At 69.3% G+C, this 10,853-nt stretch carries 11 protein-coding genes; 1 reads left to right on the top strand and 10 read right to left on the bottom strand.

Annotation, left to right across the window (positions count from 1 at the left end):
* Positions 1-47: 47 nt before the first annotated feature.
* From FV228_RS10775 to FV228_RS10760, 4 genes are all read right to left on the bottom strand, one after another.
* Positions 48-1,277 (bottom strand): acyl-CoA dehydrogenase, encoded by a 1,230-nt coding sequence (locus FV228_RS10775; protein ID WP_147854624.1) that lies wholly within the window; start codon positions 1,275-1,277, stop codon positions 48-50.
* Positions 1,278-1,386: 109 nt separating this feature from the next.
* Entirely contained in the window at positions 1,387-2,316 is a 930-nt protein-coding gene (locus FV228_RS10770) for an AEC family transporter (protein WP_147854623.1), read from the bottom strand.
* Positions 2,317-2,411: 95 nt separating this feature from the next.
* Positions 2,412-2,885 (bottom strand): hypothetical protein, encoded by a 474-nt coding sequence (locus FV228_RS10765; protein WP_147854622.1) that lies wholly within the window; start codon positions 2,883-2,885, stop codon positions 2,412-2,414.
* Positions 2,886-2,976: 91 nt separating this feature from the next.
* Positions 2,977-4,179: an aminotransferase class V-fold PLP-dependent enzyme gene (locus FV228_RS10760; RefSeq protein ID WP_147854621.1), complete on the bottom strand. Its 1,203-nt coding sequence runs from the start codon at positions 4,177-4,179 to the stop codon at positions 2,977-2,979.
* A gap of 137 nt (positions 4,180-4,316) precedes the next feature.
* Here FV228_RS10760 and FV228_RS10755 point away from each other — a divergent pair, with 137 nt between their 5' ends.
* Entirely contained in the window at positions 4,317-4,835 is a 519-nt protein-coding gene (locus FV228_RS10755) for a TspO/MBR family protein (RefSeq protein ID WP_147854620.1), read from the top strand.
* Positions 4,836-4,841: 6 nt separating this feature from the next.
* Here the strand turns inward: FV228_RS10755 and FV228_RS10750 are convergent, their stop codons facing one another.
* The 6 genes from FV228_RS10750 to FV228_RS10725 all read right to left on the bottom strand — a co-directional run.
* Complete coding sequence (locus FV228_RS10750; protein WP_147854619.1) at positions 4,842-5,375, bottom strand: phosphate-starvation-inducible PsiE family protein; 534 nt, start codon at positions 5,373-5,375, stop codon at positions 4,842-4,844.
* 138 nt (positions 5,376-5,513) lie between these two features.
* Positions 5,514-6,071, bottom strand: coding sequence for a DUF4337 domain-containing protein (locus FV228_RS10745; protein WP_147854618.1), 558 nt, complete (start codon positions 6,069-6,071; stop codon positions 5,514-5,516).
* A 90-nt stretch (positions 6,072-6,161) separates the two neighbouring features.
* Positions 6,162-6,626, bottom strand: a complete 465-nt coding sequence (locus FV228_RS10740; RefSeq protein WP_187277699.1) for a DUF1515 family protein — start codon at positions 6,624-6,626, stop codon at positions 6,162-6,164.
* Entirely contained in the window at positions 6,623-6,898 is a 276-nt protein-coding gene (locus FV228_RS10735; protein ID WP_147854616.1) for a hypothetical protein, read from the bottom strand. The genes FV228_RS10740 and FV228_RS10735 overlap by 4 nt, the downstream gene beginning before the upstream one ends.
* A gap of 162 nt (positions 6,899-7,060) precedes the next feature.
* Positions 7,061-10,201 (bottom strand): efflux RND transporter permease subunit, encoded by a 3,141-nt coding sequence (locus FV228_RS10730; RefSeq protein WP_147854615.1) that lies wholly within the window; start codon positions 10,199-10,201, stop codon positions 7,061-7,063.
* A gap of 10 nt (positions 10,202-10,211) precedes the next feature.
* Positions 10,212-10,853: efflux RND transporter periplasmic adaptor subunit (locus FV228_RS10725; RefSeq protein ID WP_147854614.1), on the bottom strand; the 642-nt coding region annotated here is incomplete at its 5' end.

Below are 10,853 nucleotides of genomic sequence, written 5' to 3'. Positions count from 1 at the left end.
GGTGGGTGAGAGGTGACGCGGCGGGGGAGGGGCTCCGTCCCCAAGTCTTAAAAAAACGCCTGCAGCCCCGTCTGCGCCCGGCCCAGGATCAGCGCGTGGACATCGTGGGTGCCCTCGTAGGTGTTCACCGTCTCGAGGTTCTGGGCGTGGCGCATCACGTGGTACTCGCCCATGATGCCGTTGCCGCCGTGCATGTCGCGGGCGGTGCGTGCGATATCGAGGGCCTTGCCGCAATTGTTGCGCTTGATCAGCGAGATCATCTCGGGGGCCATCCGGCCCTCGTCCATCAGCCGCCCGACCCGCAGGGAGGCCTGAAGCCCGAGGGTGATCTCGGTCTGCATGTCGGCGAGCTTTTTCTGGACCAACTGCGTTTGCGCCAGGGGCCGACCGAACTGCTTGCGCTCCAGGGTGTAGTTGCGCGCCCGGTGCCAGCAATCCTCCGCGGCGCCCATCGCCCCCCAGGAGATGCCGTAGCGCGCCCGGTTGAGGCAGCCGAACGGACCTTTCAGCCCCGAGACGTCGGGGAGCAGCGCGTCCTCGCCGACCTCGACGCCCTCCATGACGATCTCGCCGGTGGTGGAGGCGCGCAGGGACAGCTTGCCCTTCAGGGTCGGCGCGGAGAGGCCCTTCATGCCCTTCTCGAGCAGGAAGCCGCGGATCGCGCCCTCATGCGCGTCGGACTTCGCCCAGACCACGAACACGTCCGCGAAGGGGGCGTTCGAGATCCACATCTTGGCGCCCGAGATCCGGTAGCCGCCGTCGATCTTCTCCGCCTTGGTCTTCATGCCCGCGGGATCGGAGCCGGCATCGGGCTCGGTCAGGCCGAAGCAGCCTATCCATTCGCCGGACGCGAGCTTCGGCAGGAATTTCTGGCGCTGCTCCTCCGAGCCGTAGGCATGGATCGGGTACATCACGAGGGAGGATTGCACGCTCATCATCGAGCGGTAGCCGGAATCAACCGCCTCGACGGCCCGCGCCACCAGCCCGTAGGCGACGTAGGAGGCGCCGGCGCAGCCGTATTCCTCCGGCAGGGTCACGCCGAGCAGGCCGAGCTCCCCCATCTTCCGGAACAGCCCGGGATCGGTCTTCTCCTCGGCATAGGCCTCGACGATGCCCGGCAGGAGCTGCTCCTGCGCGAAGCTCTGGGCCACGTCGCGGATCGCCCGCTCGTCCTCGGTGAGCTGGTCGTCCAGCAGGAACGGGTCCTCCCAGACGAAGCGCGCCGAGGCCGGGGCGGACGGGGAGGCGCTGCCCGGGGGGCGCATCGGAGCGTTCATGGGATTTCCTCGCCGACAGGGTGTGGCGGGCTTCGGCCCCGCGCTTGACGTCAACCTAGACCCGGACGGCCTGCCGTCCAATGCGCCCGGTGACGCTGGGCTCCGAGCGTCACGCCCGGCCGAGGATCGTCAGCCACAGGAGGGTCGTCAGCGGCGCCATCAGGGTCGAGACCAGCACCGAGGCCGCGACCATCCCGGTCTCGGTCCGGTAGCGGGCGGCCAGCAGGTAGGCGTTGATCCCCACCGGCATGGCGGCGAACAGGGTGGCGACGCCCGCGTAAGCCGTCGGCATCCTGAAGACGTGGAAGGCGAGCACCCATACGGCCAGCGGGTGCAGCAGGTTCTTCAGGCATGCGATCACCAGCGCACCCTTGAGGTCGAACAGCACCCGGTAGCGCTTGAGCCCAGCGCCGAGCGCCACCAGCGCGCAGGTCGAGGCGGTGCCCGCGAAGGCGTCGATCAGGGCCTTGGGGATCCCGGCCGGGGTGATTCCGAGACCCTTCATGGCCATGCCGATCAGGAGCGCCACGAAGATCGGGTTCTTGAGCAGGACCAGGGCGAGGCCGCGCAGGCGCGCCAGGACCGGCAGGCCGGAATCGGACTCGATCAGGAAGGTGGCGCAGCCCATCATCAGCGGCAGGTGGACGGCGAGCAGCATGAACAGCGGAAAGGCGCCGTCCTCGCCATAGGCCTGGAGGATCATCGGAACGCCGACGAACACGGTGTTCGACTGGCTGGCCGCGAAGCCGTGCAGGATCGCGCCGCGCCTTTCGATCCCGGCGCGCCGCCGGGCGATCAGCGTACCCACGAACCAGGACACGCCCGCCCCGCCGAAATAGGCGGCCCAGTAGGTCCAGGCGATCTCGCCGGTCATCCCAGGCCGGGTCAGCGTGGCGATGATCAGGGCCGGCACCGCCACCGCGAACACGTATTCCGACAGGCCGTCGCTCACCTTGTCGGAGAGCAGGCCGGTGAGCGCCGCGCCCCAGCCGATCAGGACGATCCCGAAGATCGGGGCGATGATGGCGAGGGCGTTCACGGATCGGGTCGGGGCTGCGCGCGGGGGGAACCCGCGCATACCATGATGCGGTCGGCTTTTGCGCCCCCGGGCGCGCCGGGGGCTTGGTATGCGGCCTACTTGTTCTCCAGAACCTCGATCGGGTTCGTGCGCTGGCTGGCGGGCGGCTCCTTGGTCAGGTTGGCCCCGCCTTCCCGAGGCGCCGTGCCGTCCTTGGGCGCGCCGGGGCCGCTGGTGGCCGTGCCGCCCTGGCCGGACTGGGTCGGCACCGAGCCGGAGGCCAGTTCCAGGCAGGTCACCATCTCGACGTAGGACGGGTAGCCCCCGGCCTTGAACTGGTTCTCGCACTGGCGCTTGGCCGCGGGGCTGTAGTTGCCCCAATTGTTCGCGGCCTGGCGCTTGGCCTCCCGCTCGGACCGGAGGCAGCCGTCGTAGTTGGCCTGATCGCTGATCGAGGTGTTGGCGACCTGCGCCGACTTGCAGGTCGACTCCACGTCGAGGTTCGGCACCGTGTCGGCCCGGGCGGATCCGGAGGCGAGGGCCAGGAGCGCGAGCGCCCCGGGGACGGCGGCACGGAAGGGGACAGGCATGATCGTGAGGCTCGCGGTCTGTGGCGATGGTCGCCGGCGGAATTGCCGGCACAACGCGCCAGGACGGCTTTCGGCACCACGCGCGCCCGCGTCAGTCGTCGTGCGCCCCGCGCAGGGCCTGGTCGAGGTCGTCGAACAGGTCCTGCGTGTCCTCGATCCCGGTGGACAGGCGCAGCAGGTCAGGCGGGCAGGGGCTGCCCGGCCCCTCCACCGAAGCCCGGTGCTCGATCAGGCTCTCGACGCCGCCGAGCGAGGTCGCGCGCTTCCACAGCCGCACCCGTGCCGCGGTGGCGATCGCGGCGGCCTCGCCGCCCGCCACCCGGATCGACAGCATGAAGCCGAAGCCGTCCTGCATCTGCCGGCGCGCCACCGCGTGCCCGGGATCGTCGGGCAGGCCCGGATACAGGACGTGGCTCACATGCGGATGCAGGCTCAGGCGCTCGGCGAGCCGCAGGGCGCCCGCCGATTGCGCCGCGGCCCGGAGGTGCAGGGTCCGGAGCGAGCGCATCAGCAGGTAGGCCTCGAAGGGCCCCAAAATTCCGCCGCTGCCGGCGCGGATGCCCCGGATCCGCTCCCAGAACGCGTCGGCCTGCGCGCCGGCGAGCACGCCCGCCACCACGTCGGAATGGCCGTTCAGGATCTTGGTGCCGGAATGCATCACGACGTCGGCGCCGAGCTCCAGAGGGCGGGTGTGGACCGGCGAGGCCGCCGTGGAATCGACCGCCAGCCGCGCTCCGGCCGCGTGGGCGATCTCGGCGGCGGCCGCGATGTCGGTCACGGTCCAGAGCGGGTTGCCGGGGGTCTCGATCCAGACGAGCTTGGTCCGGCCGGGCTCGATCGCGGCGCGCAGGGCCTCCAGGTCGTCGGTGTCCACGAAGGTCAGGCCCAGCCCGCGGCGGGGCGCCTCCTCGCGCAGCCAGCGCTTGAGCGCCCAGTACATCACGGTGCCGGCGACGACGTGGTCGCCCGGCTCCAGGGCGCCGAACACGGCGGTCGCCGCCGCCATGCCGGAGCCGAACAGCAGGGCGCCGGCCTGCGCCCCCTCCAGCATCGCCAGCACGGCCTCGGCCTCGCGCACGGTGGCGTTGTCGGGCCGGGCGTAGCAGTAGCCCGAGCTGTAGCCGTTGTCGGGGTCGCGGATGAACGTGGTGGAGAGGTGCAGCGGCATCACCACCGCGCGGGTCTCGGGCTCGATCCGGCCCATGGCCTGCGCGGCGAGGCTGCGGCGGGAGAAGCCCGCCGGCGTGCCGTTGCCGGTATCCGTATCCCCTTGCGGCGCGTTAGGCTGTGACATCTGGCGATTCCGGCGGATGGAAACGGGCGCGTGCCACGGCGCATGCGTCCCTGCAACCTGTGCAATCTGGATTGTGCCGCATCCCGAGAGCCCGCAGGCGCGTATCGGGACGCGGCTCCCACGGAGAACGAACGACGATGCGGGCCGCGACACAAGTTCCCGAGGGTTCGGCCCTGCCGCGCTGGATGCGGCTGGCCGCCGCGATCGTGCCGGTGGTGATCACCGCCGCGATCGGCTCTGCGGCGACCCAGGCGGAGATCCCGGGCTGGTACGCGAGCCTGAACAAGCCGTCCTTCAACCCGCCGAACTGGCTTTTCCCCGTGGCCTGGACGGTGCTCTACACGATGATCGCCGTCGCGCTGTGGCGGCTGCTCGGCGCGATGCCCCGCACCGGGCCGAGCCGCGAGGGCTGGTGGCTGGCGCTCGCCGCCTTCCTGGTCCAGCTCGTGCTGAACGCGGCCTGGACACCGGTGTTCTTCACCGCCCACGCCATCGGCTCGGGGCTGATCGTCGTGGCGATGCTGCTGGTGATGGTGCTGTGGTCGATCCGCCTGACCTGGCGGTTCGACCAGGCGGCGGCCTGGCTGCTCGTGCCCTACGCCGCCTGGGTCGCCTTCGCGACGCTGCTCAACGCCGCGATCCTGCGGTTGAACTGAGGGGGCTCAAGCCCCGGCATGCTCCTCCGATTCCTCGCCCGCCGGCTTGCCGTCGTCGCGGGCGCGGTGGAGCATGAAGATCGCCAGAACCATCGTGAGGATCAGCCCGGCCAGCACGCCGAGCTCGATCATCGAGGCGTTGAACAGCGCCTGCTTCTCCGGGGACCAGTCCTTGGCGTGGGTGATCTCCGAGGATTGCAGGGTGATTACCAGCACCCGTCGGATCGAGGCGATCAGGCCGACGATCAGGAACGGCTCGCAGGTCAGCTTGCCGGACCGCATCGAGACCCGCACGGTGTGCAGGATCTCGATCAGCATCAGCAGGAACAGCAGCCGGTCGATGACCTCCAGGATCTGCGTGGCGCCCCCGAGGGAGCGCAGCGCCTCCCAGGTCAACCCGGCTGCCTCGACCAGCGCGACAAGGGCCGTGACCGCCAGGAGCAGTCCGAGCGCCGCGTAGATCGCGTGCTCGGTGTGGAGGAAGATCCCGCTGGCGATCCGCGTCAGGCGCCCCTGCTGTTCGTCGTCCCTGTCGGCCATCGCGCAACGTCCCCCCGGTGAAACCGTGACGGCTGTCGCGGCCCCGGGCCGCGCGCACGTCGTTCACCGAGTCAGAGCATCAATCCGGGGGCGGGTCACCCCCGTCCGGGACGATGCTTTGGTGGAAGGGACGATGCTTCAGTGGAAGAACGGCAGGGCGTGCGGCGCCAGGTAGCCGAAGCCGAGCAGCGCCGCCCCGGCAAGTCCCAGGAACCCGCCCGCGAAGACCAGGATGGCGATGCCGGTGATCACCTCGGCCGAGGCGAGCACGATGCCGATCTGGAAGGCCGCGGAGGCCAATTCATAATGGTGGTAGCGCAGCAGCGACAGGTCGCGCCGCTCCTCGGAGGCGCGGGCCTTCGCGGTCAGCTCCTTGCGGCCCTCGCCGGTGGCGGGCTCGGATTCCCAGCGCGCCAGGGTCTTGGCCCATTCGGCGCGCTTGGCCGCGATCGCGTCCTGGTTCGGGCCGGGCGGCACCAGCGCGATCGCCTCGTCGGCGGTCTTGAGCACCGTCGAGCGGATCGTGCGCGCCTGGAAATAGGCCCACTGGTTGGCCGCCTCGACATTCGAGCCGATCGAATCCGTCTGCGCCGCCTTGCCCAGGGTCTCGCTGAAGGCGAGGAACAAAGCCAGGATCGAGATCAGCAGCGCGACGCGCTTGTTCGAACCCTCGATCGCCCCGTGACCACCCGACATGCTTCCCGATTCCCCGTTGATTCGTTGGGCGCGACTCACACCCATCCGGGCCCCGCGCGCAATGCAGTTGGGTGATGCGTAAGAACGAATCTAGCGCCCGCCTTTGCCGGGGGGCGGGCTATTCGTGGGTGCCGATTGCGTGATCGGAGTTGGCGCAGGGGAGGACGGGACAGGCCACGCTCTCGCGATGACGAGCGGTGTAAGAATCCCGATCACCGCGATGGCGCCTGCAGTCCAGAACATCCAACCGCGTACTTTGTCGAGTTTTTCACGGGCCGATCCCAATTCACCATTCAGATGAGACACGCTGATTTCGAGCTTGCCAACCGCGACGCGGAGATCTTCGACCTTCTCAAACTTCGAAGATTGAGAATCGATTTTCTCTTTGAGGTTTTTCAGGGCCTCTTTGATTTGTGATTGGCCTGCCTTCAGATCTGATGACATCGCATACGCGAAATCATCGCTTTTCGGAGCAGGCGAAGGGCTCGGAACATCGAACTCTGGAGCTGGGACAGGTTGTCTTGGCCCTGTTTGCCGCGAGCCGGCCATGGTCAATCACTTCGCGTTCCCGGACGTGCCTTCAGCCATTCCCAGATAAAAGGCGATGCATGTCCAGAATAATTTGAGACCAGATAAACAACGGCGGCGCTATTCGCGCCACTGGTGATCGACAATTTTTGAGCGAGATCGCGTGTGGTCCCTTCGTAGTCTACCATCCACGCTGTCTCATTGAGTTCGTGGAATTTCCCTTCCGGAATCGAAACTTCTATCTGCCGCTTGAGTCCCTCGCACGGCGCCCGCGTCGAGACGACGATGAACACTGACACGTTCGCCTCCCCTTTCGCGATCTGCTCCACCAGCCCTGCGGAACAGAATATAAGAGAAAAGGCCTACGACGCCATTCCGCCGCGGCAACGGAGCGTGTCAGATGATACGCGTCTGGTCGGGTTCAACACCCCTTCAGCCAGGGGGCGTCGTCGGGCTTATGCCTATTCCGCGGCGATCCGCGGCGGCAGCGCCCGGCCGTCATTGGCCGGATGCCGCGCCTCGTCGTAGCCCGGCTCGTCCTGCGGGTCGTCCCGCTCGCCCACGAAGCGGCCGAACAGCCGCCCGAGCAGGCGCGAGAGGTCGTCCATCAGCACGAAGATCGCCGGCACGAACACCAGCGACAGCACGGTCGAGACGATCAGGCCGCCGATCACCGCCACCGCCATCGGGGCGCGGAACTCGCCGCCGATGCCGAACGCCATCGCGGAGGGCACCATGCCGGCGGCCATCGCAATGGTGGTCATCACGATCGGCCGGGCGCGCTTGCGGCCGGCATCGACGATCGCGGTGGTGCGGTCGACCCCGGCATGGATCTGCTCGACCGCGAAATCGACCAGCATGATCGCGTTCTTGGTCACCACGCCCATGAGCATCAGGATGCCGATCACCACCGGCATCGAGATCGGCATGTTGCAGATCAGCAGCGCCAGGATCGCGCCGCCGATGGAGAGCGGCAGCGAGAACAGGATGGTGAGCGGCTGCAGGAAGTTGCCGAACAGCAGGATCAGCACGCCGAACACCATCATCAGGCCGGCGCCCATGGCCAGCGCGAAGCCCTCGAACACCTCGCCCATCACCTCGGCGTCGCCGGTCTGGCTGATCGTCACCCCGGGCGGCAGGTTCTTGGCGGTGGGCAGGTTCATGACCTGCTTGATCAGCTCGGCCAGCGCGTCGGTGCCCTGCATGTCGCCCTCGATGGCGACGCGCACGGAGCGGTCGTAGCGGTCGATGCCGGTGGGACCCTGGCCGAGGCTGATGTCGGCCACCGTCGCCAGCGGCACCGCGGCGCCGCCCTTCACCGGGACCTTCAGGGTCTCGAGTTCGGACAGCCGGCCGCGCAGGCTCTCGGGCAGTTGCACCCGGATCGGCACCTGCCGGTCGGTGGCGTTGAACTTGGCGAGGTTCATGCCGATGTCGCCGATCGTCCCGACCCGCACGGTCTCCGCGATGGTGTCGGTGGAGACGCCGAGATCGGCGGCGACGCCGGCTTTCGGGCGGATGCGGATCTCGGTCCGGTCGAGCGGGGCCGTCGACATCACGTTGACGAGGTGCGGGATCTGGGCCGCCTCGCGCTGGAGCTTGGCCGCGACATCGGCCACCACGGCCTTGTCGGGCCCGGCGATGATCAGCGCCATGTCGCGCTGACCGCTCTCGCGCAGGGCCCAGAACCGGATGTCGGGCTCCTCGCGCAGGATCGCGGCGATCTCCGCGTCGACCTGCTTCTGCGTGCGGTGCCGGGTGTTCTTCGGCGTGAGGTTGATGGTCAGCGTCGCGAGCCGGACCTCCTTCTTGCCGGGCAATTGCCGGCCGCCATCCACGAACACGCTCTTCACCTCGGGCAGCGCCCGGATCTTCTGCTCGATCGCGTCGCTGAGCTTCACCGTGTCGGGCAGCCGGGCGCCCGGGGGCAGCTCCAGCACGAACAGCGTGCGCGCCTGGTCCTCCGCCGGCAGGAAGCCCGCCGGCAGGAGCCCCGTGGAGGCGATCGAGCCGGCAAAGCACGCGATGCCGAGGATCAGCGTGATGAACTTGTGCCGGACCGACCAGGCCACCAGCCGGGTGTAGCCGCGCATCACGATCCCGTCCGTCGTGTGGTCGGGGCCGTGGTCGCGCAGGAAGTAGGCGGCGAGCAGCGGCGTGATCAGCCGCGCCACCAGCAGCGACATGAACACGGCGGCCGCGATGGTCAGGCCGAACTGCTTGAAATACTGGCCCGCGATGCCGCCCATGAACGAGACCGGCGAGAAGATCGCGATGATTGTCGCCGTGATGGCGATGACCGCGAGCCCGATCTCGTCGGCGGCCTCCAGGGAGGCGCGATAGGGCGATTTCCCCATCCGCATGTGCCGGACGATGTTCTCGATCTCCACGATCGCGTCGTCCACCAGGATGCCGGTGACCAGCGTGATCGCCAGCAGGCTTACGGCGTTGAGCGAGAAGCCGAGCGTGCTCATCACCCAGAAGGTCGGCAGCACCGAGAGCGGCAGCGCCACGGCGGCGATCAGCGTGGCGCGCCAGTCGCGCAGGAACAGCAGCACCACGACGACCGCGAGGGCCGCGCCCTCGATCAGGCCCATCATGGCCGAGTGGTAGTTGCCGATGGTGTTGACGACGCTGGTGTCGATCAGGTCGAAGCGCACGTCCGGGTTGGCCGCGTGGAGCGCGGCGATCTTCTTGGCGACCCCGACCGAGACGTCGGCGTCGCTGGCGCCGCTGGCCCGGGAGACCGCGAAGGCCACGACCGGCTCGCCGTTGAAGCGCGCGAAGGTGCGCGGCTCCTCGGCGGTGTCCGACAGGGTCGCCAGCTCGTCGAGCCGGACCTTGCGGTTGCCCGGCACCACGATCGAGGTCTTGGCCAGGGTGTCGAGGCTCGCCGAGGCGGCGAGCGCGCGGATCGACTGTTCCTGCCCGCCGACCTCGCCGCGCCCGCCCGCCATGTCGGCCGACGTCAGGCGCAGCTGCCGGTTCACGTCCGCCGCGGTGATGCCGAGCGCCAGCAGGCGGTCGGGCTTGAGGGTGACCCGGATCTCCCGGGCGACGCCGCCCAGGCGCTCGACGCCGCCGACGCCCTTCACGCTCTGCAGGCCCCGGGCGACCACGTCGTCCACGAACCACGACAGGTCCTCGGGCGTCATCGCAGGCGCGGAGGCGCCGTAGACCATGATCGGCAGGCCGGCGATCTCGACCCGGGAGACGATCGGCTCGTCGATGGTCCGCGGCAGGTTCTGGCGGATCTTGCTGAGCGCGTCCTTGACGTCGTTGGTCGCCCGGTCCTGGTTCACCTCCAGGCGGAACTCGATCGTCGTGGTCGAGATGCCCTCGGTGATGGTGGACAGGATGTGCTTGACGCCCTTCACCCCGGCGACGGAATCCTCGACCCACTTGGTGACCTGGGTCTGAAGCTCGGCCGGCGCCGCGCCGGACTGGGTGATCGTCACCGAGACGATCGGGATGTCGATGTTCGGGAACCGGGTGATCGGCAGGGCGCGGAAGCTGACCAGCCCCAGGATCATCAGGACCAGGAACAGCACCACCGAGGGCAGCGGCTTCCGGATCGCCCAGGCGGAGACGTTGAGGCGCATGTCTCTGGTCCTACCGCGGGGCCGCGTCGGCCATCGGGGCGCTGACGGGCGCGCTCATGGGCGTGTTTGTGGGAGCGGAGACCGCCCGCACCCGGTCGCCGTCGCGTAGGAAACTGCCGGCCCGGGCCACGACGCTCTCGCCGGCCGCGACGCCCGACCGGATCTCGGTGAAGCCCTCGGAGGTGAGGCCGGAGGTGACGGCGCGCGCCTCGACCCGCCCGTCCTTGGCGACCAGCACGCTGGCCCTGCCGTCCGCCGCGTAGAGCAGGCTGGAGACCGGGACCGCGAGACCCTCCCGGCGCGCCACCTCCACGTTGCCGCGGGCGAAGGCGCCGATGCGCAGGGCCGGATCGTCGGAGAGGCGGATGCGGACCTTGCCGAGCCGGGTCGCCCGGTCGACCTCCGGGTAGACCCGGCGGACCTTGCCGCGCAGCTGGCGGCCGTCGTCGAGATCGAGGCTCGCCGGATCGCCGACCTTGATGCGGGCGAGCGCGGTCTCGGGCACCTCGCCCTCCAGCTCGATCTCGCCGCGGGCGATGAGGCGGAACAGCGGCTCCCCCGCCGCCGTGACCGAGGCGCCGACCCGGGCGGTGCGGCGGTTGACGATGCCGGCCTCGGGGGCGCGGATGTCGGTGCGGGCGCGGCGCAGGGC

The sequence above is a fragment of the Methylobacterium sp. WL18 genome, assembly GCF_008040015.1.
Classification (GTDB): domain Bacteria; phylum Pseudomonadota; class Alphaproteobacteria; order Rhizobiales; family Beijerinckiaceae; genus Methylobacterium; species Methylobacterium mesophilicum.
Note: the sequence above shows the minus strand (reverse complement) of the source record. Positions and strands in the feature narration are given on the sequence as shown.